Source organism: Streptomyces sp. NBC_00358 (assembly GCF_036099295.1).
Lineage (GTDB): Bacteria > Actinomycetota > Actinomycetes > Streptomycetales > Streptomycetaceae > Streptomyces.
Window position 1 is genome coordinate 5,402,537 of sequence record NZ_CP107976.1, and the last position, 21,610, is coordinate 5,424,146.

Annotated in this window: 19 protein-coding genes; 6 read left to right on the forward strand and 13 right to left on the reverse strand. The window is 70.8% G+C overall.

Annotated elements, in window-relative coordinates; all coding sequences use genetic code 11:
• Positions 1-100 precede the first annotated feature (100 nt).
• A complete protein-coding gene (locus OHT01_RS23025; RefSeq protein WP_443043541.1) occupies positions 101-2,068 on the reverse strand; it encodes an IclR family transcriptional regulator domain-containing protein in 1,968 nt (655 codons plus the stop codon).
• A gap of 250 nt (positions 2,069-2,318) precedes the next feature.
• The gene (locus tag OHT01_RS23030; RefSeq protein ID WP_328555016.1) at positions 2,319-3,593 is read right to left on the reverse strand and encodes a M6 family metalloprotease domain-containing protein; all 1,275 of its coding nucleotides are present in this window, start codon (positions 3,591-3,593) and stop codon (positions 2,319-2,321) included.
• Positions 3,594-3,953: 360 nt separating this feature from the next.
• On the opposite strand from OHT01_RS23030, the gene OHT01_RS23035 reads away from it, so the two are divergent.
• Entirely contained in the window at positions 3,954-4,598 is a 645-nt protein-coding gene (locus OHT01_RS23035) for a TetR/AcrR family transcriptional regulator (protein WP_328555017.1), read from the forward strand.
• 172 nt (positions 4,599-4,770) lie between these two features.
• Positions 4,771-6,327: an MFS transporter gene (locus OHT01_RS23040; protein WP_328555018.1), complete on the forward strand. Its 1,557-nt coding sequence runs from the start codon at positions 4,771-4,773 to the stop codon at positions 6,325-6,327.
• A 307-nt stretch (positions 6,328-6,634) separates the two neighbouring features.
• On the opposite strand, the gene OHT01_RS23045 is transcribed toward OHT01_RS23040, so the two are convergent.
• Positions 6,635-7,144: a MarR family winged helix-turn-helix transcriptional regulator gene (locus OHT01_RS23045; RefSeq protein WP_328555019.1), complete on the reverse strand. Its 510-nt coding sequence runs from the start codon at positions 7,142-7,144 to the stop codon at positions 6,635-6,637.
• A gap of 148 nt (positions 7,145-7,292) precedes the next feature.
• Between OHT01_RS23045 and OHT01_RS23050 the strand changes: the two genes are divergently transcribed.
• Positions 7,293-8,099: a dioxygenase family protein gene (locus OHT01_RS23050; protein WP_328555020.1), complete on the forward strand. Its 807-nt coding sequence runs from the start codon at positions 7,293-7,295 to the stop codon at positions 8,097-8,099.
• A gap of 100 nt (positions 8,100-8,199) precedes the next feature.
• Here the strand turns inward: OHT01_RS23050 and OHT01_RS23055 are convergent, their stop codons facing one another.
• A complete protein-coding gene (locus OHT01_RS23055) occupies positions 8,200-8,724 on the reverse strand; it encodes a GNAT family N-acetyltransferase (protein WP_328555021.1) in 525 nt (174 codons plus the stop codon).
• A gap of 168 nt (positions 8,725-8,892) precedes the next feature.
• On the opposite strand from OHT01_RS23055, the gene OHT01_RS23060 reads away from it, so the two are divergent.
• The gene (locus OHT01_RS23060) at positions 8,893-9,891 is read left to right on the forward strand and encodes a sigma-70 family RNA polymerase sigma factor (RefSeq protein WP_328555022.1); all 999 of its coding nucleotides are present in this window, start codon (positions 8,893-8,895) and stop codon (positions 9,889-9,891) included.
• Positions 9,892-10,782: 891 nt separating this feature from the next.
• On the opposite strand, the gene OHT01_RS23065 is transcribed toward OHT01_RS23060, so the two are convergent.
• Complete coding sequence (locus OHT01_RS23065) at positions 10,783-11,766, reverse strand: helix-turn-helix transcriptional regulator (RefSeq protein ID WP_328555023.1); 984 nt, start codon at positions 11,764-11,766, stop codon at positions 10,783-10,785.
• A gap of 62 nt (positions 11,767-11,828) precedes the next feature.
• Here OHT01_RS23065 and OHT01_RS23070 point away from each other — a divergent pair, with 62 nt between their 5' ends.
• On the forward strand, positions 11,829-13,451 hold the full coding sequence (locus tag OHT01_RS23070; protein ID WP_328555024.1) for an MFS transporter: 1,623 nt from the start codon (positions 11,829-11,831) through the stop codon (positions 13,449-13,451).
• 102 nt (positions 13,452-13,553) lie between these two features.
• Here the strand turns inward: OHT01_RS23070 and OHT01_RS23075 are convergent, their stop codons facing one another.
• The 3 genes from OHT01_RS23075 to OHT01_RS23085 form a co-directional block, all read right to left on the reverse strand.
• Positions 13,554-14,303, reverse strand: a complete 750-nt coding sequence (locus tag OHT01_RS23075) for a DUF6227 family protein (protein WP_328555025.1) — start codon at positions 14,301-14,303, stop codon at positions 13,554-13,556.
• Positions 14,304-14,618: 315 nt separating this feature from the next.
• On the reverse strand, positions 14,619-15,647 hold the full coding sequence (locus tag OHT01_RS23080) for a P1 family peptidase (RefSeq protein WP_328555026.1): 1,029 nt from the start codon (positions 15,645-15,647) through the stop codon (positions 14,619-14,621).
• A gap of 188 nt (positions 15,648-15,835) precedes the next feature.
• Positions 15,836-17,074, reverse strand: coding sequence for a low temperature requirement protein A (locus OHT01_RS23085; RefSeq protein WP_328555027.1), 1,239 nt, complete (start codon positions 17,072-17,074; stop codon positions 15,836-15,838).
• A 115-nt stretch (positions 17,075-17,189) separates the two neighbouring features.
• On the opposite strand from OHT01_RS23085, the gene OHT01_RS23090 reads away from it, so the two are divergent.
• The gene (locus tag OHT01_RS23090; protein ID WP_261709245.1) at positions 17,190-17,372 is read left to right on the forward strand and encodes a hypothetical protein; all 183 of its coding nucleotides are present in this window, start codon (positions 17,190-17,192) and stop codon (positions 17,370-17,372) included.
• Between the two features lie 67 nt (positions 17,373-17,439).
• Here OHT01_RS23090 and mscL read toward each other — a convergent pair whose 3' ends face one another.
• From mscL to OHT01_RS23115, 5 genes are all read right to left on the reverse strand, one after another.
• The gene (gene mscL, locus OHT01_RS23095) at positions 17,440-17,910 is read right to left on the reverse strand and encodes a large conductance mechanosensitive channel protein MscL (RefSeq protein ID WP_328555028.1); all 471 of its coding nucleotides are present in this window, start codon (positions 17,908-17,910) and stop codon (positions 17,440-17,442) included.
• A 114-nt stretch (positions 17,911-18,024) separates the two neighbouring features.
• On the reverse strand, positions 18,025-18,573 hold the full coding sequence (locus OHT01_RS23100; protein WP_443043542.1) for a hypothetical protein: 549 nt from the start codon (positions 18,571-18,573) through the stop codon (positions 18,025-18,027).
• A 186-nt stretch (positions 18,574-18,759) separates the two neighbouring features.
• Positions 18,760-19,638 carry an S-methyl-5'-thioadenosine phosphorylase gene (locus OHT01_RS23105; RefSeq protein ID WP_328555030.1) on the reverse strand — a complete coding sequence of 293 codons (879 nt, stop codon included), beginning with the start codon at positions 19,636-19,638 and terminating at the stop codon, positions 18,760-18,762.
• A 138-nt stretch (positions 19,639-19,776) separates the two neighbouring features.
• Positions 19,777-20,112 (reverse strand): FmdB family zinc ribbon protein, encoded by a 336-nt coding sequence (locus OHT01_RS23110; protein WP_328555031.1) that lies wholly within the window; start codon positions 20,110-20,112, stop codon positions 19,777-19,779.
• A gap of 68 nt (positions 20,113-20,180) precedes the next feature.
• Positions 20,181-21,443, reverse strand: coding sequence for an MFS transporter (locus OHT01_RS23115; RefSeq protein ID WP_328555032.1), 1,263 nt, complete (start codon positions 21,441-21,443; stop codon positions 20,181-20,183).
• Positions 21,444-21,610 lie beyond the last annotated feature (167 nt).

The following is a 21,610-nucleotide window of genomic DNA, read 5'->3' on the forward strand; positions in this document are numbered from 1 at the left end:
CTTATGGATAAGGCTAGTTGAGGCGTGAAGGAACTTCGGGTGGGGACCGGGGCCGGGGGCTGGAGCTGGCGGCTGGCGGCTGGGGCAGGGCGGAGTGCGCTCAGTTCGGCTGTACGCGGCCGAAGCGGTCCGCGATGTGCAGGTCCGCCTCGATGCGGGTCGCCGTCGCGTGGAGTTCGGGCAGTACGTCGCGGACGCACTCCTCGGCGGTACGGCGACTGCTGTGCATGGCGACGTTCACCGCGGCCACGGCCCGTCCGCCCCGGTCGCGCACCGGGACGGCGACGGACCGCAGGCCCTGCTCCAACTCCTCCTCGACCATGGCGTATCCGGCCTTCCGCACCCGGTCCAGTTCGGACGTGAACCGCTCCGGGGCCGTGGCGATCGGCGGGGTCGACGGGAACCCGGTCGACGGGTCCGACCGCTCGGGCCGCTCGCCGGAAAGGGCGCCGCCGGGCCGGCCGGAAACGTCTTCGGGTGGTTCGCCGCCGAGCAGTTCCACCGCGCGGGCCTCCGGAAGGTCGGCCAGGATCACGCGGCCCAGCGAAGTGGCGTACGCGGGCAGCCGGGTGCCGACGGTGACGTTGACGCTCATGATGCGCCGGGTGGAGACGTGCCCCGTGTACTGGATCTCGTCGCCCGTCAGCATCGCGAGGGACACCGAGTCGTGCAGCCGCTGGGAGAGTTCGGTCAGATGAGGGGCCGCGATCTCCGGGAGCGAGGTCCGCGAGAGTGGCGGAAAGCCGAGGCCCAGGACTCGCGGGGTGAGCCGGAAGACGCGGTCGTGGGCGGTGACGTATCCGAGGTGTTCCAGCGTGATCAGGGCGCGGCGCGCGGTCGCGCGGGCGAGCCCGGTCGCCTGGGCGACCGCGGTGAGGGTCAGTTCGGCGCGGCCCTCACCGAAGGCGGTGATCACGGTCAGCCCGCGGGCCAGCGACTCGATGAACTCCCGCCCCAGTTCGTGCTTGGAAGCGGCGGTCCAGTCGGCGAGCCCGGACGGGGTTCTAGCGTTGCCGGACGGGGGCCGCGCGTTCCCGGCTTTCGCGGTGTCGTCGTCCCCGCCGCTCTCCGCGGGCGGCGTCCTTCGCTCCGGGACCGGCTCCCTGTCCAGTGCCAACTCCAGCGCCAACTCCCGTTCCATCTCGGCCACGGCCGTCCGCAGCCGCGGCAGCAGCGTGTCCCTCAGGTCGGTGGCGGTGTGCCGGCTCGTGTGGCTCACCACGTTCACCACGCAGGCGATCCGCCCCGCCTCCCGTACGGGCATCGAGACGGCGACGAGCCCCGGTTCGATCAACTGGTCGTCCAACGCCCAGTCCGTACGCCGCGCTTCGGCCACCCGCGTCTCGAAGTCATCCCCGACCGTGGGGAGTTGGCCGACAGACGGCGTGGATGTGTACGGCCTGCTCCGTGCCGGTACGGCGGGGAAGCCGCGGTCCTCCGGATCGGCCGCCCGGCGTTCCCGCCAGCGTGTCCAGTCCTCCTCGTTCCAGTCGGAGGCGAACAGGGGTCCCGGAGCGGTGCGTTCGGCGGGGAGCAGGTCGCCGATGCGGAAGCTCAGGGACATCGCGCGGCGCCGGGTCGCCTGGTGGATGAAACGGACGCCGTCCCGGTCACCGACGGCGAGCGACACCGACTCGTCGAGTTCGTCCGCGAGTGCGTCGGCGTGCGCGTCCAGGAGGCGAGGAAGCCGCAGAGCGGCGAGATAGGCGTTCCCGAGTTCCATCAGACGCGGAGCCAGTACGGCGTCCCGGCCGTCGAGGCGTACGTATCCCATGCGGGCGAGGGTCGCCGTGATCCGGTCGACGGTGGAGCGCGCGAGGCCGGTGGCCCGTTCCAGTCCGCTCAGACTGGACACCCCGTCCGCTTCGGTCAGCCGGCGCAGGACGGCGATCCCACGGATGAGCGGCGTCACCGCCTCTTCGGGCACCTCGGCCCCGTTCCCGGCCCCGATCCCGACCCCGCCCGCGGGTTCGGAGGCGGACAAGCCGGACCCCGGATTCGAAGACCCCGGATTCGAAGACCGGGGGGCCGACGGTGTGCGACCCGACGGCGTGGGGCTCGGCGACATGGGGCTCGATGACATGGGCTCTCCGATGCGGCTCTCAGAGGAGCACCGTCCGGCGGTTCTCGGATGAGCCACCGTGTGGCGGATCTCAGAGGAGCCACGGTAGTGCTTGCCCGGCCGCCGAAGCGGGTCGGCCGCCTCCCGACACGGGCGCCGACCTGCCGCGCGCGGCAGGTCGGCGGTCCCGTTCCAGGGGCCCGTACGGTCTGTACAGAGATCAGTACGGCGGTCAGTACAACGGTCCGTTCCGCGGTCAGCGGCGCGTCACGTACACCCGGTATTTCCCCGCGGCGTTCTCCGACGCGACCTGGACGGTCACCCCCGCCTTCGTGTCCTTGAAGGTCTCACCGGGGGCGTAGGGCGCGTCGGAGAGCTCGGCCTGGACGTTGGGGGAACGGGTGCAGCCGCCGCTGTCGCGGTGGGAGTCCGACACCGTCACGGGTCCGTTCCCGGTGTCCACGTCCGCGTCGACCTTGTAGATGAGGATGCCGGGACGGCAGACCGCGGAGTCGTTGCCCGCGTGGGTGCGCAGTTCGAGGACGTACCCGCTTCGGGCACTGGTCGGTATGACGACGAGCTTGGCGCCGCCGCGCAGGGCCAGCGGGGTCAGCGTGTACTCGCTGGTGCCGCGCGCCGCCGCGCAGCTGACCTGGGAGGCGTCGAGCCACCCCAGCTTCCACTTGTGCCAGCCCAGGAGGTCGTTGTCGGCTCCCCAGTCCTCGCTCATGATGTCCCAGTGCCCGACCGCGCCGCCGCCGTCCTGGGTGTAGAGGTCGGGGAGGCCGAAGGTGTGGCCGTTCTCGTGCGGCAGTACGCGGTAGCCGGTGTCGGCGTAGGAGCCCGAGCCGTCGTCCTGGCGGCTGTAGACGAAGGACGCGTTGGCGACGGGCACGCCGTCGGCGACCGGCGCCTCGGTGTTGCCGGCGAAGGTCACGGACAGCACGGTGTCCAGCGCGGACGGCCCGGCGTTCGGGGTGACCAGCACGTTCAGGATGTCGTACGAGCGGAAGTCGACCTCGGGATCGGCGGCGGCCACGATGTCCTGGACCAGTTCGCGGTAGCCGGGATCGAAGGGCGCGCCTCGTTCTATGCCGTACGCCTTGAAGGGCTTGGGCATGCGCAGCCAGTGCCGGACGGGGGCCGCGGGGCGGTAGTCGAGTCGGCCGTAGGAGGCGGTGCGGAACCATTCCTGCGTCTTCGGGAAGAACTCGGCGTACCGGTCGAGGGCGCTGCCCTTGCCGGGCGCGTCGGAGAAGTCGACCATCAGGGTGAGCGCCCGGAGGGTGCCGGTGGAGCGGGCGTAACCGGGTGTGGTCGGGATGCCTTCCCCCATCTGGACGCCCGACGGGCCGTTGATCATGCAGGGGCCGAGCGCCGTGGAGCGGGCCAGCGCGGTGGAGCCCGCCGTGGCGGAGCCGGCCGTCAGGTGTCCGGTGCCGGCGGAGGTGCTGACCGCCAGCGTCAGCACGGTCACCGTGGCGAGCGCGGCCGCACGGCGCGGGCGTATCCGGCGGCTGGACGGCTGCATGCGGGGGCCCTTCGCTCCACGGCAGCCACCCGGTACCCGACTGCACCCTTTCGATCACCCTGTGTCGCCGACGCGCCGGGCGCGCGCTGGATGGGACCGATCGGGTTCATCTCGGGGGCACCTGAAAACGGGCTCCGGCCGAGAGGGTGCGGGCGGGTTCGAGGAGGTCGCGGAGGTCTCCGGGGGAGGCCGGGGAGGGCGAACAGTCGCCCGCTACGCGAGTGTGACGCAGGTCACGTATTTCTCTCCCGGGCGGGGAAATAACCGGGGATCGTTTCCCCGTTTAGTCATACGTCCGAGCGAAACGGGGAGCGAATCCCCGGATCGCATTCAAGATCCGAGATCTTCGAGGAGTACGTCGTGGACACCGCAACCCCCGTGCAGCGTCGAGTGGCCCGGCCCCGTGCCGACGCCCTGCGCAACCGGGAGCGGATCGTCGCAGCCGCCCGCGAGATGTTCGTCGAATTCGGCGCCGAGGTGCCGTTCGACGAGATCGCCCGCCGGGCAGGTGTCGGCAACGCCACGCTGTACCGTAACTTCCCCGACCGCGACGCCCTCGCCCGCGAGGTCGTGTGCTCGGTGATGGACCGCACCTCGGAGTGGGTCGAGGAGGCTCTGGCAGCGGGTGGCGACGCCTTCGACTCGTTGAGCGGTTTCGTGCACTTCGCCGCCGACGAGCGGATCGGTGCCCTGTGCCCGATGCTCGCCGAGAACTTCGACAAGGACCACCCCGACCTGGTCGCCGCGCGCGACCGGATCACCGATCTGATCGAGCAGCTGATGGCCCGCGCGCGCGAGGCCGGACAGTTGCGCCCCGACATCGAGCTGGGCGATCTGATGATCGCCGTCAGCCAGCTCACCAGGCCGTTGCCGGGCACCGCGTGCCAGGGCATCGACCGCTTCGTGCACCGTCATCTGCAGCTGTTCCTGGACGGTATGCGGGCCCCGGCCCGCTCCGTACTGCCCGGAGTGGCCGCCACCGTGGAGGAACTGCGACGAGTGTGACATCACAACTCGTACAGCCAGTAGAGCGCACGTACACCTCGTAACTCGTCGCGCGTGAGGCGCACTCGTCATCAGGGACGAGTCGTGCCGAGCCGCTTCCCGGCCGTCAGCGTCGACGAGCCGTCCCTTGTCACTGAATTTTTCGCTACGAAGTCCCGGAGTGGGTACCCCCATGTCTGAAACAGGAACCATCAAGGCAGTCCCGGACCCAGCGTCCGACGCGCACAGCAACCGCTGGAAGGCGCTCGTCTTCATCGCGCTGGCCCAGCTCATGGTGGTGCTCGACGCCACCATCGTGAACATCGCGCTGCCCTCCGCCCAGCAGGACCTGGGTATTTCGGACGGCAACCGGCAGTGGGTCGTCACCGCGTACGCCCTCGCCTTCGGCGGTCTGCTCCTCTTCGGCGGCCGTATCGCCGACCTGTGGGGCCGCAAGCGGGCGTTCGTCGTGGGCCTGGTCGGCTTCGCGGCGGCCTCCGCGCTCGGTGGCGCGTCGCAGAGCGGCGGGATGATGTTCGGCGCCCGCGCGCTTCAGGGTGTGTTCGGCGCGCTGCTCGCGCCCGCCGCGCTCTCGCTGCTCGCCGTGATGTTCACCGACGCCAAGGAGCGCGCCAAGGCCTTCGGCATCTACGGTGCGATCGCCGGTGGCGGTGGCGCCGTCGGCTTCATCCTCGGCGGTGTCCTCACCGAGTACATGAACTGGCGCTGGACCTTCTTCGTCAACATCCCGTTCGCGATCGTCGCGGCCGCGGGCGCGTACTTCGTCATCCGTGAGCCGAAGGGCGGCCGCAACCGTTCGCCGCTCGACATCCCCGGCGTGGTCCTGTCGACCCTCGGTCTGGTCTCCCTCGTCTACGGCTTCACCCGCGCCGCGTCCGACGGCTGGGGCGACTCCGTGACGGTCGGCCTGTTCGTGGCCTCGGTCCTGCTGCTGGCCGCGTTCGTCCTGACCGAGTCCAAGGTCAAGGCCCCGCTGCTGCCCCTGCGCGTCCTCACCGAGCGCAACCGCGGCGGCGTCTACCTCTCCCTCGGTCTCGCGATCATCGCGATGTTCGGCACGTTCCTCTTCCTGACCTACTACCTGCAGATCGTGAAGGGCTTCTCGCCCATCTCCACCGGCTTCGCCTTCCTGCCGATGGTCGCGGGCATGATCACGGGCTCCACGCAGATCGGTGCCCGCCTGATGACCCGGGTCGCGCCGCGGCTGCTGATGGGCCCCGGCTTCCTGACCGCCGCGGTCGGCATGCTGCTGCTGACGCAGCTGGAGATCGGTTCCTCGTACTCCACCGTGGTGCTGCCGGGCCTGCTGCTTCTCGGCCTCGGCATGGGTACGGCGTTCATGCCGGCCATGTCGCTCGCCACGTACGGCATCGAGCCGCGTGACGCCGGTGTCGCCTCTGCGATGGTCAACACCTCGCAGCAGGTCGGCGGCGCGATCGGTACGGCCCTGCTCAACACGATCGCCGCCTCCGCGACCACCGCCTACATCAAGGACCACATGGCGGGCGCCGGTACCAAGGCGCAGCAGCAGCTCGTCCAGGCCGAGGGCATGGTGCACGGCTACAGCAACGCGATCTGGTTCGCCGTCGGCATCCTTGTCCTCGCCGCGGGAATCGCCTTCACCCTGATCAACACCGGCCGTCCGGACGGCTCCGTGGTCGTCGGCTCCGGTTCGGGCGGCGGCGCGGGCGTGGAGGACGAACTGAAGGTGCCGGTCATCGCCCACTGACGGCCCTCGGTACCCCGGCACTTCGCCCACGGCGCGTGCACGGGTACCCCGGGTACTTCGCCCACGGCACGTAGCGCGTGTACGGGCGGGGGTGGGGACGCCCCGCCCGTACCACTCCGAAGGACTGCCCCGGCTCCGAACTCGACGGAGCCGGGGCAGTCGCCTGTCCGGGCCCCACGGCCGGCCCCGGGCGCTCGCCTTTCGTGTGGCGCACATGACGTATGCGCTGCCGCGTCCGGCGCACGTGCCGCACGTGACGCGCCCGACCCGCCTGACCCACGTGACGTGCCTGACCCACGTGACGCGTCTAGCGCAGCCAGGGCAGGTCCGCGCCCGCGTCCTTCGGCTGGAGCCCCTCGGCGATGATCAGCATGGCCTCGCCGAAGGCCTTCTGCTGGTCCGGGCCGAGCCGGTCGAACAGGGCCTGGCGTACGGCGGCCACATGGCCCGGCGCGCTGCGCCTCAGCACTTCGTAGCCCGCGTCGGTCAGTACCGCGAACTGCCCCCGCTTGTCGGACGGGCAGTCCTCGCGGCGCACCCAGCCGCTCTTCTCCAGACGCGCGATGGCGTGCGAGAGCCGTGAGCGGGTGATCTTCGCGTTCATGGCCAGTTCGGTCATCCGCAGCCGGCGGCGCGGCGACTCGGCGAGCTGCACGAGAAGCCCGTAGTACATGTGCGGCATGCCCGCGTCGCGCTGGAGCTGGCGGTCGAGGTGGTCATCGAGGAGGGTCGTGGCGTGCATGTACGCGCGCCAGATGCGCTGTTCCTCGTCGGTGAGCCAGCGCGGCTCTTCAGCGGGAGCGGGTGCCGAGTTCATGTACTCCACTGTACGAGCCTCTTCTTGAAAATTAAACAAACGGGGCGTACCGTCGGCCTCGACGTAGAACTTGAGAGTTTAAGTAACTGCTTCAAATATCAAGCACCGCGTCGTACGATCGGACGCGAAGCCTCTGGAGGGAGCCGCCATGTCCGCCGCCACCGAGGAGCGCCCCGCACAGGAGCGCATGCCCGCTCTCTATCTCAGCCATGGCGCCCCGCCGCTCGCGGACGACCCGGTCTGGCCCGGCCAGCTCGCCGCCTGGTCCGCCGGCCTGCCCCGCCCCAAGGCGATCCTCATGGTCTCCGCCCACTGGGAGGAGGCCCCGCTCGCCGTCGGCGCGATCGAGACGGTCCCCCTGGTGTACGACTTCTGGGGCTTCCCCGAGCACTACTACCAGGTGACGTACGCCGCGCCCGGCGCCCCGCGGCTCGCCGAATCCGTACGGAAGCTGCTGCGCGCGCCCGGTACGCCGGTGCAGGACATCCCGGAGCGCGGACTCGACCACGGCGCGTACGTCCCGCTGGTGGAGATGTTCCCCGAGGCCGACATCCCGGTGCTCCAGATCTCCATGCCGACGCTCGACCCGGTCCGGCTGTTCGAGATCGGCCGGAAGCTGGCGCCGCTGCGCGACGAGGGTGTGCTGATCGTCGGCTCCGGCTTCTTCACCCACAATCTCGCCGCCCTGCGGCACACCGGCGGGGGAGTCCCCACCTGGTCGAGCGAGTTCGACGACTGGGGGCACCGCGCGCTGGAGGCCGGTGACGTGGACGCCCTGCTCGACTTCGAGCGCAAGTCCCCGGCGGGCCGGCTCGCCCACCCGCGCACCGAGCACTTCGCCCCGCTCTTCGTGACCATGGGCGCGGCGGAGGCCTCGGGGGAGCTCGACGCGCAGCGGTCGGTGATCGACGGATTCTGGCTCGGGATGGCGAAGCGGTCGGTGCAGTTCGGCTGAGCGCCCGGCGTTCCTGATCGGGGAAGACCCGACGGCACCCCGTCCGAACGGCACCCCGGGGAAGGCGGATCGCGCCGCCGGCTCCCCTGGAGGGCGAGCTCTAGCGGGTGAGTTCCCTCTCGTACCAGGCGACGTCCCAGTAGCGGCCGAACTTGCGGCCGACCTCCCGGTAGGTGCCGATGTGGTGGAACCCGAAGCGTTCGTGCAGGCGCACGGACGCTTCGTTGGGCAGGGCGATGCCCGCGTAGGCCCGGTGCAGGTCCTCGGTGGCGAGCGCTTCGAAGAGGGCTTCGTAGAGGAGTGAGCCGACGCCCCGGCCCACGGCGCCCGGGGCCACGTAGACCGTGACCTCGACGGAGGTCGCGTAGGCGGGCTTCGCGCGAAAGGCGCTGGAAGTGGCGTACCCAAGAATTGCCTGTGAGTCCTCGTCCGTGGCAACCATCAGGCGGTGCGGTCCGTCTTCAGGGTGGGAGAGCAGCCACGAGCGCCGTTCTTCCGGCGTGAAGACGTCGGTGTCGAAAGTGATGGGCGTCTCGCGCACGTAGTGGTTGTAGAGGTCCGTGAGAGCGCCGAGGTCGGCGGCCACTCCCGGTCTGACCTGCACATCTGTACGTTCTGACGGCATCGCCCCTCCTGTGTGCTGCGACAGGGTACTGCATGGTCAGAAAAATCCAGGCGCGGGTTGGGAATTCTGTCCTGATTCCAGTCGTTGTTTCCATCAGATGCCGGGCACCCGGGAGGGTGAAACCGATGTCCAGGATCACCCGCAAGCCCACCACGCAAGGGAGCACGCATGGCAACCCGTGCCGTCGCCCGTCGTAAGTCCGCCACCGGCGGGACCTCCGACGCGGCACGCAGTGTTCGCGCCGGAGGCGGCGAGATCGCCGATCGCGACCTGGTCGGCATGTACCTCGACGAGATCGCGCGTACACCGCTGCTCGACGCCGCCAAGGAAGTCGAGTTGTCCCAGGTCATCGAGGCGGGTGTGTTCGCGCGGCAGATCCTCGACGGCGAGGCGGAGGCCAAGGCGGACGCGTCCCGTGAGGAGCTGGAGGCGCTGGTCGCCGACAGCGAGCGCGCGAAGGACGTGTTCATCCGCTCGAACCTCCGACTGGTCGTGGCCGTGGCGCGCCGTTATCCGCGCAGCGGCCTGCCCCTGCTCGACCTGATCCAGGAGGGGAACGCCGGCCTGGTGCGCGCGGTCGAGAAGTTCGACTACCGCAAGGGCTTCAAGTTCTCGACGTACGCCACCTGGTGGATCCGTCAGGCCATCACCCGTTCCATCGCGGACCAGTCGCGCACGATCCGCCTCCCCGTCCACCTGGTCGAGGAACTGGGCAGGATCCGTCGCGTGCAGCGCGAGTTCAACCGTGAGAACGGGCGGGAGCCCGAGCACACGGAGATAGCCGCCGAGCTCGGTTCCACGCCGGAGCGCGTGGGCGACGTGCTGGACTGGGCCCGCGACCCGGTCTCACTGAACATGGCGGTGGACGACGAGGGCGAGACCCAGTTCGGCGACCTGCTGGAGGACACCTCGGCCGTGTCGCCCGAGCAGTCGGTCCTCACGCTGCTGCGCAGCGAGGAACTGGACGGCCTGATCGGTCACCTCGACCAGCGCACCGCCTCCATCATCAAGATGCGGTACGGCATCGAGGACGGCCGGGAGCGCACGCTCACGGAGGTCGGCAAGGAGCACGGGCTCACGCGCGAGCGCATCCGCCAGATAGAGAAGCACGCCCTGCTCGAACTGAAGAAGCTGGCGCGCGACACCGGATTCGACGCGGCCGCGTAGTGGCCCACCGGATTCGACGCGGCCGGGCGGCGGCCGAGTCGGCCGAGTCGGGCGGGGTTGGCCGGGTGAGCGAGGCGAGTGGGCCGTACGGGTTCATTCGCCGTAAGGGCACGAGACGGGGTTTGCCCGGTCCGCGCACGGGCACGCCCGCCACGTTGGCCACAAGTCGACCAGACATGGCCATGTAAGGCCGCTTCAACCTGCTGGGCTCTGGGAACAAGACTTCAGGGCCCACGCTTCAAGCCCCACGCTTCAAGGCTCGACCCGGGCGGACTCGTATCGCCCCCGAGAACCGAGTCCCGACGCACACCCCCCCCCGCGCCGGGACTCTCCCAGAGCCGAGCTTCGGCGCCTCCCCCCCCTGGCGCCGAAGCTCGGCTCCACTTCTGCCCCGGTCCGGTGCGGGGCGGCGAGAGCATGCCGCCATCAGGCCGAGCGCGATCCGACCGAGTCCGATCCGACCGAGTGCGATGCGACCGAGCGCCATCCGATCGAGAGTGAGCCCCCGTCCGGCCCCGGACGGGGGAGTGCCTGCGCCGGGAGCCGGACCGAGAGTGCTCGTGCCCGCATTCGGATCGGGAGCCGTACCCAGAGTGCCCGTGCCGGCATCCGGATCGGGAGCCGTACCCAGAGCGCCCGTGCCCGCATCCGGATCGGGGGCGAGTCAGGTGTTCGGACCGGTCTTCGCGCCGGGTCCGAAGGGCTGTGAACCGGGCGCGCGGAGGTCGGGTTTTCCGGGCAGCATGGGGACGGGCCACCCCGAACCTGAACCCCGGGGTGACCCGGATGGCAGATTCTGCCACAGCGGCACAGCCTGCCGTCCGTGACGGCTGGGGGCGCCAACAGCCTCGCGGCGCGGCTGCCGCCCGCCTAGCGGTGTGCCGCCGACCGTCACGCGTGGTCAGTCTGCTGCACTCCCGCCGCCCGGCTCAGCCGCGCACCCAAATCCCTTACGTAATCCACGAGTTCTCTCGGTTCCCGAACCGTGAACTCGCAGTCGACCATCGCGATGCGCACCGCCAGCCATTCCATCGAGTCGCTGGAGGAGGCGCGCAGCCGGCAGCTGTGCTGGTCGAGCGGCTCGGGCGTGCCGACCCACGCGGGCACGCGCGCCGCGACGAAGTCGGCCGGGGCGGCGAAGGTCACGTCGAACGCGTACGTCTCCTGGCGCCGGTACATCGACTGCCGCAGGAATTCGGCGGCGTTCCCGGTCGGCAGTTCACGGGGCGCGAACCGGGCCCCCGTCGGGAACGGCTCGCTCACCCGGTCGACGCGGAACGTCCGCCAGTCCTCGCGGTCGAGGTCGTACGCGACGAGGTACCAGCGGCGGCCGGTGGAGACCAGCCGGTACGGCTCGGTCAGCCGCCGCGACGGTGTTCCGTCCCCCGAGCGGTACGCGAACCGCAGCCGCTCCCGTCCCGCGACGCTCGACGCCATCACGGTCAGCGTCTCCGGCGCGATGCTCGCCCCGTCTCCGCTGGTCAGGGGTGTGGTCGCGGCCTGGAGCGTGGACACGCGACGACGCAGCCGGGCCGGGAGCACCTGTTCCAGTTTGGCGAGGGCCCGTACGGAGGCCTCGTCCACGCCCGCGACGGCGTGCCCGGCGCCGGCCCGCAGGCCCACCGCGATGGCCACGGCCTCCTCGTCGTCGAGCACCAGCGGCGGCATCGCCTTGCCCGCCACCAGCCGGTAGCCGCCGTCCGCGCCCTTGGCCGCCTGCACCGGATAGCCCAGCTCGCGGAGCCGGTCGATGTCGCGGCGGATCGTCCGACGGGACACCCCGAGGCGCTCGGCCAGCTCGCCGCCAGGCCATTCGCGAGGCGTCTGGAGGAGGGAGAGGAGCTGCAGAAGCCTGGCCGGCGTATCGGTCGTCATGTTTTCCAGGGTGCCGTAGAACTAGGACATGATCTGACCTAATAGGGGCCTACCTTGAAGGCATGACCTCCACCGACACCTCTGACACCTCTGAGACAGCTCTCAGCAGCCCGGCGCCGGGCGCGGCGGCCGACCGGCGGCGCTGGTTCGCCCTCGCCATCGTGATGACCGCGGCCTTCATGGATCTGGTCGACGTCACGATCGTCAACATCGCGATCCCCTCGATCGAGCGGGACGCGGGCGCCACGTTCAGCCAGATCCAGTGGATCACCGCGGGCTACGCGCTGGCCTTCGCCGCGGGGCTCATCACGGGTGGTCGGCTCGGCGACATCCACGGCCGCAAGCGGCTCTTCCTTCTCGGCATCGCCGGTTTCACGCTCGCGTCGGCGCTGTGCGGCTTCGCGGCGAACCCGGAGATGCTCGTCGCCTCGCGCATCCTGCAGGGCGCCATGGCCGCGATGATGGTGCCGCAGGTGCTGTCGATCGTGCACGCCACCTTCCCGGCGCACGAGCGCGGCAAGGTCTTCGGGCTCTTCGGCGCGATCGTCGGTCTGGGCGCGGTCTCGGGCCCGCTCCTCGGCGCGCTGCTCACCGAGTGGAACCTGTTCGGCCTGGAGTGGCGGCCGATCTTCCTCATCAACCTGCCGGTCGGCGTCGTCGCGCTGGTCCTGGGCCGCCGTTTCATCAGCGAGTCCAAGGCCCCGCGCGCCCTCAAGCTCGACCTCGTCGGCGTCGCCCTCGTCACCCTCGGCCTGCTGATGCTGCTCTACCCGCTGACCCGCGGCCACGAGCTGCACTGGCCGCTGTGGGGATACGTCTCGATGGGCGGCTCCCTGGTGGTCTTCGCGGCACTGGTGGCCTACGAGAAGCGGAAGACGGCGCGGGACGGTTCTCCGCTGGTCGAACTGTCGCTGTTCAAGGTGAAGAGCTTCGCCGCGGGCATCGCCGTGCAGACCGTGTTCGGTGTCGCGCTCGGCATCTTCTTCCTCGTCTGGACGCTGTACATGCAGATCGGGCTGGGCTGGAGGCCGCTGCGGGCCGGGCTGACCGGGGTGCCGTTCTCGATCGCGGTCTCGGCGGCGGCGGGCACGTCGGTGCAGTTGCTGGTACCGCGCTTCGGGCGCAAGGTGCTCCAGGCGGGCGCTCTGATCATGGCGCTCGGCGTACTGCTCTACATCTGGGAGTCCGACCGGTACGGCATGTCCATCGCCTCCTGGCAGATGGCTCTTCCGCTGGTGGTCATGGGCGCCGGCATGGGCTTCATCGTCGCCCCGCTGACGGACGCGGTGCTCTCCGAGGTCCCGCGCGAGCACTCTGGTTCGGCCTCGGGCCTGATCAACACCGTGCAGCAGATGGGCAACGCGCTCGGCCTCGGCCTGGTCTCGGTCCTCTTCTTCGGCGAGATCGGCGACCGTCTGACCGCCGCCCAGGTGGGCCCGGCCTTCGTGAACGCCTTCCAGCACGCGCTGGGTTGGGTCGCCGCGGTGCTGACCGTCATCTTCCTGCTGATGTTCGCGCTGCCGAAGCGGCCGGCCCAGCATGTGGAGGGCGCGGAGGACGAACCGGGCGCACAGGACCAGGACCAGGTTCACGGCCAGGACCAGAACCAGGTTCAGGGCCAGGACGCGGATCAAGGCCAGGACAAGGATCAAGGTCAGGGACGGAAGCCGGAATTCGTCGGCTGATCCCCGCCCGAGTCCGCTGCTGTTCGCGCGACCCGGAGGTCCACGACGGAAGGGGCCCCGGCACCTCAGGTGCCGGGGCCCCTTCCGCCGTCGGCCGAGTCGTCAGCCGAGTCGTGCGGCGCGTCGCTCCATCGCGTCGCGCGCTGCGTCCTCGGTCGCGTACACCTCGCACATGTGCCGCCGGTCCGGCGTCGCCGTGTGCTCGACCTCCCACAGGGAGATCTCCTGCCCGTCGCGCAGCAGGAACGCGTGCTCGTAGAGCGAGAAGCACAGCCCCGCCTGCCCGGCCCGGCAGGGGCGGCCGAAGGCCTGCGTGATCTGGTGCGCGAACGCCTCGCGGAGCAGGAGCGTCGTGAGGTCGTGGTCCGGCCGGTCCGGATTCTCCGCGCGCCGCAGGAGCCGGCGCGCGTGATCGGCGGAGTCGTCCGGCACGTACGTGTGTCGCGGCTCGGGGATCGACGACAACTGCACGAACACGGGCAGCTCGAAGTCCGGAGCATCCGGCGGGAGCGGGAGGCGGGCCGTGGCCGCGCGCAACTCCTCCTCGTCGGCGTAGACCTCGTGCCGTGCCTCGCGACCGGCCGCCGTGTTGTGCACGAGCTCCCACAGCGTGACCGCTGAGCCGTCGGCCAGCAGCCAGGTGTGCCTGTACGTCTCCCGGTGCAGGCCCGCGCTGTGGTGCGCGGAGTGCAGCGAACTGTCGTGCGCCAGCGCGCAGTCGAGTCGCCGTATCGCCTCGTCGGGCAGCTCGAACGAGTTCAGGGCGCGGCCCAGAAGTCGAGCGAGATGCTCCTCCGGAGACTCGGGCGACTCGGGTGGTTCGTACGCTGCTGTCTCGTACGGAACGCTCAAGGTTTCTCCCGGCGTTGCTGCATGTCACCTTGTGGGTGCATACCGTAGCCCCTCGGTCGGACATCATGTCCGCGAACCGAGAAAACGTGCGGACGGAAAACGGGCGGGGCGCGCGGCAAGTTCCCGCGCGGCTCGACCCGACGTCAAAAGGCCCTCGTCAGACGGTACTTCCCTCGGCCCTCGCGATCCACGACAGGTTCCAGCCGTCGGTCCGATCGGCCTGCGCGACGGGTTCCCGCCGACCCGACCCGACCCGACCCGAGCCGAACGCCGTCACGCGACGGAAAAGGGCCGTTCGCCCGACCTGCTCCCTCCTCACCGCTCTCCGTACAGCTCTTCGTACGACGGCCACACCCCGCCCGGCCCGTCCACCGACTCCGCGGCACGTACGGCGCGCACGATCGCCCGGGTCACCAGGTCCGCGCCCGCCGCGAGGATCTCGTTCAGCGCCAGGGGATTCCCTGCGGCGAGCGGCCGGGCGCCCGTGGCCAGCGCGAACACCGTGTCCCCGTCGTTCAGCAGATGCACCGGACGCACGGCGCGCGCGATCCCGTCGTGTGCCGTCCCCGCGAGCTTCTGCGCCTGCGCCCGGGTCAGCTCGGCGTCGGTGGCGACGACGGCGAGCGTGGTGTTCAACGGGGGCGGCGCGTTCCTCGCGGCGGCCTCCGCGAGCCGCCGCCGGGCGGCCTCGCGCACCGGGGCGGACGGAGTCGCCGTACGTCCTCGCGTCAACTCCCCGTACAGCGCCCCCGTTTCCGGCTCCACCACAGAACCGGCCGCGTTGGCCACCACCAGCGCGGCCACCGTGATGCCGGACTCCAGCAGCGCGCTCGCCGTCCCGACGCCGCCCTTGATCTGCCCGACCACGGCCCCGGTACCGGCGCCCACCCCTCCTTCGGGCACCGGCGCGCACAGCGCACTCGCGTCGGCCGCCTCGACCGCGGCGCGTCCGGTGGAGGCGTCCGGCCGTGACCGGAAATCGCCGCCACGCCCGAGGTCGAAGACGCAGGCGGCGGGCACGACGGGTACGACGTGCGAGGGGTCCGGCCCCACGCGCACCCCGCGTCCCCGCTCCTCCAGCCAGGCCATCACGCCGGACGCCGAGTCCAGCCCGTAGGCGCTGCCGCCGGTCAGTACGACCGCCTCGATCCTCTGCACGAGGTTGCGCGGATCGAGCGCGTCCGTCTCCTTGGTGCCGGGCCCGCCGCCGCGCACGTCCACGGCGGCGATCACGCCTCCCTCGGGGGCGAGTACCACCGTCGTCCCCGTGAGCCGGCCGTCCCCGGTACGCGTCGCGTGTCCCACCCGCAGGCCGGCGACATCCGTCAGAGCGTCAACTGTCATGGGCCCAGTGTTCCCCGGCCCCGGGTCCCGGCGGTGGCAGTCGTACGACCCGGGCCGCGCGCCCCGCCGGGCGGCTCCCCTCTCCTTCGCCCGCCGCTGCCTTTTCGCTCGCGCCCCCGTCGTCCCGTCCACGCTCCCGTCCGCTCGTCCACGCTCCTGCTTCTCTCCGCGAGCCCTGTGCCGGCTCTCTACGCGCCCCCGGGCGCCGCGCCACCCACCGCTTCCCGAGTCACCGTCCGCGTCGTCATCACCACCCCGACCGCCACGGCCAGCGCCGAGACGATGCCCGAGGTGAGGACCGCCCAGTCGCCGAGGAAGGTGCACAGGATGACGAGCAGCGCGGTGGTCGGCAGGACGAGCTGCTGGGCGATGCCGATCTTGAAGTGGCGGGAGTGCAGTGCCCAGACGGTGAGGAAGTAGAGGGCGGTAGGCAGTGTCACCGCGGCCGACGCCGAGAGGGCCGAGATGTGCGCGGTGCCGACCGTCTGCTCCACCGCGACTTCCAGGCCCGCGCCGATCGCGGCGGCCGAGGCGAAGATCAGATAGTGGCCGTACCCCCACAGGAAGGCCTGCCGGTTGGATCGCAGATGCCCGTGGATCGGCACCGCGAAGTAGATCCACCAGGCGGAGAACACGATCAGCAGCCCGCCCGCGGCGATGGGCAGCAGCTCGCCCAGGGCGTCGTGCTCGTCCACGGCCGACTTCACCGCGACGGTGGCCGCGGCGATCGTCTCGCCCAGCACGATGATCGTGAACAGTCCGTACCGCTCCGAGATGTGGTGCGGATGCCAGGACGTGGTGAAGTCCTTCTCCGCGAACAGGGGGACGCTCAGCTCGGCGACGACCACCACCAGGAACACCCACGTGCGGCCCGAATCCGGCGCCAGCAGCAGGCCGAGCCAGCCGATCTGGCACAGCAGCACGCCACCCGCGTACCGCAGTGCCATGGTTCTCTCGGCTCCCTCGGTGGACCGTGCCACCCGCAGCCACTGGGCGATCATCGCCAACCGCATGATCACGTAACCGAGCCAGACGACCAGGAAGTCGTGGCTCTCGAACGCCTCAGACACTCCGGCCGCGAGCACCAGGACACCGGCGATCTGCACCAGCGTGACGACCCGGTAGAGAACGTCGTCATTGTCGTAGGCCGACGCGAACCAGCTGAAGTTCATCCAGGCCCACCAGATGGCGAAGAAGATCATCGCGTAGTTGAGGATGCCCTCACCCGCGTGCCCCTCCGCCACGGCGTGCACCAGCTGGGCGCCCGCCTGGGCGATGGCCACCACGAAACACAGGTCGAACAGGAGCTCCAGCGGCGACGCGACCCGATGCGCCTCGTCGCGGCCGCGGGCGGTCATTCTGCGCAGGGGCCGACGGCCTGCGGGCCGCGGTGCCGCGGCGGATTCCGGGGTGGGACGGGACGTCATGGGGCCAAGCACAGCAGAAAAGCCCCGGAAATTCTTGTGAATGCGTTCACAAGCGAACCTGGTGTCGAAGTCGCCGACCGGGTGGGGAGCCACCCCCGCGGCGTACCCTTGGGGCATGAGTCCCGCCCCCGCCCCCGAACCGCGCGATCCGAAGCCGGCCCTGGTCTTCGACGATCCGTTGAGCCAGCAGTCCTCGGACGATACGGACCGCGGGTGGGGCGAGCGGGCCGACAGCACCGGTGACAGTGCCGCCGACCTGAAGCGCTTCCTCGACGAGAAGCCGCCCCACCACATCTGAGCCCGGCCCCCGGTGTTCCGGCACGGGCGCCCCCCGGTCCTCCCGGCGCGGGCCCGGTGCTCCGGCGTCAGTACTCGCGGCGTCCCGGACCGCGCTGGGCGACCAGTGCGTCGCGGATCTCCTTCAGCACCTCCAGCTCGGACACCTCGATGACCTCGCGCGTGCCCTCCTTCGCCTTCTGGCGAGCCGCCTGCCGGGCCAGGAACTTGGCCATCGGCAGAACCATCAGGAAGTAGACGACGGCCGCGGTGATCACGAAGCTGAGCGTGGCGCCCAGCACCGAGCCCCACATGATGCGGATCCCCTTGGCGGTCGCCCCCGTGCCGGTGCACGGGTCCTCCAGGCAGGCGGTGTAGTTGTCGAGGTTCTTCGTGCCGATCGCACCGACCAGCGGGTTGATGATCCCCTTCACCACGGAGTTGACGATGTTGGTGAAGGCGGCGCCGATGACCACGGCGACGGCAAGGTCGATGACGTTGCCCCGCATCAGAAAGGCCTTGAAGCCCTCCCAGACACCGGGCTGCTTGTTTTCGCTCACTAGGAGGCCCCTCCGAACAGGTTGTGGAACAAACAGCTCCGCAACCTACGGCAGGGCGTGCCGGACCCGTCCAACTGGGTAGCTCGAACGAGGGACTTGACACGGTTTCTGCACTCATCGCAGCGTCACTGCCAGCCGTGATGTGGTGCCGGCGCCGGCCAGCCGTGTCGCCGTGGCGCGCGGAACGGCGAGGACGACCAGCGCTCCGGTGTCGGTGGCGGCGGATTCCGGGACCTCGGTGACCCGCGCCCCGGCCGCGACCACTCGCACCCGGCCTTCGCCGTCCGCGGCGACCACGTCCACCCGGTCGCCGGGACGCAGCAGCCGCACCGCGCCGCCGTCCGCGATGCGGACCGGCGCCCGCACCGTCTCGACCGCCCTCGGACCGCGCAGGGGCGCGGAAGCGGTGGTGGCCGACCCCGACGCGGCGGGGAGCGCGGGCGCCGGATGTCCACGCGCCCGCCCGGCATCACCCGGGCCGGCCGCCACGAGGGCGGCGGCCGTCATCGCGAGGCCCGCGGCCACGGCCCGCCTCCTGTGGCGGGCCAGACGCCGCAGCCGGTACCACCCGCCGCACACACGGACGGGCGCGAACTGCGGCACCGCACCGGTCGGCGGCGCGTCCGCCCCGGGCGGGCGGACAAGAGGAGAGAGCTGTGCCATGGTGACCACCACCTGCGACGAGGGATCTGCTTGCGATCCCACGATGAGGTCCCGCGGCGAAGTCCGCCGGAGCCCGTGGACCACCGAGGGATTGTGGACAACTCCCTCACCCGAACGGGAGGTTCCGCGCTCTCCGCGACCCGGGAGACTCCGCCGCCGTGACGGCCGGGGCCGTGACGGCCGTCGTCACGGCAGCTCGAACCCGGGATCCATGCCGCCCAGCGCCGTCGTGCACAGGCAGTCCCGTGTTCCGTCGTCCGGCAGTCCCGCCACCGCGTCGAAGAGCACCCCGCGCAACCGGTCCACGTTCGCGGCGAACACCTTCAGCACCTCGTCGTGCGAGACGCCCTCGCCGGTCTCGGCCCCCGCGTCGAGGTCGGTGACCAGCGTCAACGACGTGTAGCAGAGCTCCAGTTCACGGGCGAGCGCGGCCTCGGGATGTCCCGTCATGCCGACCACCGACCAGCCCTGCGCCCGGTGCCAGAGCGACTCGGCCCGGGTGGAGAACCGCGGACCCTCTATGACCACGAGCGTCCCGCCGTCCACCGCTTCCCAGTTCTGTCCGCGCGCCGCTTCCAGGGCGACCCGGCGTCCGACGGGGCAGTACGGGTCGGCCAGCGACACGTGCACCACGTTCGGCACCGATCCGTCCGGCAGCGGCAGCCCGTCGAAGTACGACTGGGACCGCGCCTTCGTACGGTCCACCAGTTGGTCCGGAACGAGCAGGGTCCCGGGCCCGTACTCCGGACGCAGTCCGCCCACGGCGCAGGGGCCGAGGATCTGGTGGGCGCCGACGGAACGCAGCGCCCACAGGTTGGCCCGGTAGTTGATGCGGTGCGGCGGCAGATGGTGGCCGCGGCCGTGGCGGGGGAGGAAGGCGACCCGCCGGCCGGCGATCTCGCCGAGGAACAGGGAGTCGCTGGGCGGCCCGTAAGGGGTGTCCACCTGCAGCTCGGTCACGTCGTCCAGGAAGGAGTAGAAGCCCGAGCCGCCGATGACACCGATCTCGGCCAGGGCCGTCGACTGCTCCCCGGCCGGGGACTGTGGGTTCTCCGTGTTCGCCATGAACGGCACCCTAGCCGGGACGGGGGAACGCACGGGACCCCGTCGTCGTACGACGACGGGGTCCCGTGGGAACGAGCCTGGTGAGGCCTCGCGGAGACGGCCGGACCGGGGCAGGAGCCCCGGCGGACCGCGGAGGCCCTAAGCGGCGGAGCTGCTCGACGAGCCGGTGCCCGACGACTTCGCGCCCGACGACTTCGAGTCCGAGGACGACGACGTGGACGCCGACGACGAGGACTTCGAGTCCGACGAGGACGTGGACGTCGACGGCTTGGAAGCCGGCGAGCTGCTCGACGAGGAGCCGCGGCTGTCATTGCGGTAGAAGCCGGAGCCCTTGAAGACAATGCCGACGGCCGAGAACACCTTCTTCAGGCGGCCGCTGCAGTTCGGGCATTCGGTCAGGGCGTCATCGGTGAACTTCTGCACCGCCTCGAGGCCCTCGCCGCACGCGGTGCACTGGTACTGGTAGGTCGGCACTTGTCTTCCTCCTGGCACTCTCACTCAGTGAGTGCTAACGACGGTCCATACTGACGTATTCCGCGAGATCAGTCCACTGTCACCGGCACGCGGTGACCGACGCCACGCGCGACGGCTCGGCTCGGGGCCTGCGCGGCGAGGCGTGAGCGCAGTGCCACCAGGGTCACCAGAGCCAGTGCGGTACCGGCCATCGGCACCAGGAATCCGGCGCCGCCCCAGAGCCGGTCCTCCAGTTGTCCGGCGACGGTGACGGCCGCCGCCTGGCCGAGCGCGACGGCGCCGGTGAGCCAGGTGAAGGCCTCGGTGCGGGCGCCCTGCGGAACGAGGCTCTCGACCAGGGTGTAGCCGGTGATCAGGGTCGGAGCGATGCACATACCGACCACGAGACCGAGGCCGGAGAGCACGATCACCGAGTTCGCCGCCCACAGTCCGGAGGCGGCCAGCGCGAGCGCGGCGTACCCGAGGACGAGCCGTCGCTGCGGGGCCACCCGCCAGGCGATGGCACCGCAGACGATGCCGGAGAGCATGTTGCCCGCCGCGAAGACGCCGTACAGGACACCGTTCAGGCCGGGCTCGCCGATCGACTCGCTGTACGCGGCGAGCGAGACCTGCATGCCGCCGAAGACGGAGCCGATGCCCAGGAAGGTCACGATCAGGACGCGCACCCCGGGGATGCGCAGAGCGGAACCGTGCTCCACGCGCGCGTGTCCGGCGAGGGCGACCGAGGGCTGGGTGCTCTTCTGCGCGGCGAACAGCAGACCGCCGATCAGAGTCAGCGACGCCTCGGTCAGCAGGCCCGCGGCGGGGTCGACGGCCGTGCACAGCGCGGTCGCGAGCAGCGGTCCGAAGACGAAGGTCAGCTCATCCGTGACGGACTCGAAGGCCGCCGCGGTCGGCATCAGGGGTGAGTCCTGAAGCTTCACGCCCCAGCGGGCCCGCACCATGGGGCCGATCTGCGGCACCGAGGCGCCGGTCGGGACGGCGGCGGCGAAAAGCGCCCACAAGGGGGCGTCCGCCAGCGCGAGCGCGGTCAGGGAGAACCCGGCCACGGCGTGCACGAGTACGCCGGGCAGCAGTACGGCCCGCTGTCCGTGCCGGTCGGCCAGGCGCCCGGTGAAGGGCGCGAACAGCGCCATGGAGACACCGGTGGCGGCGGCGACCGCGCCGGCCGCGCCGTAGGAGCCGGTGGTGTGCTGCACGAGCAGCACGATGGAGATCGTCAGCATGGCGAACGGCTGACGGGCGGCGAAGCCCGGGAGCAGGAACGTCCAGGCGCCGCGGGTGCGCAGCAGCTGTCCGTATCCAGGACGGGAGGTGACCGTGGATGCCACGGCCCGTGCCTTTCTGCCGCCTGGTAGCGCGCCCGTGCGGGGGGCGCCGAGAGCTGTCCTCTTGCGCGGATCTGCGGTAGATACCGGCGTCTCCCTCGGGAGGACGTCACGGCCGCCATACGGTCGCGCCAGCTCTGCGTCAGGCAGAGTTGGTTCGATCAAGGTGT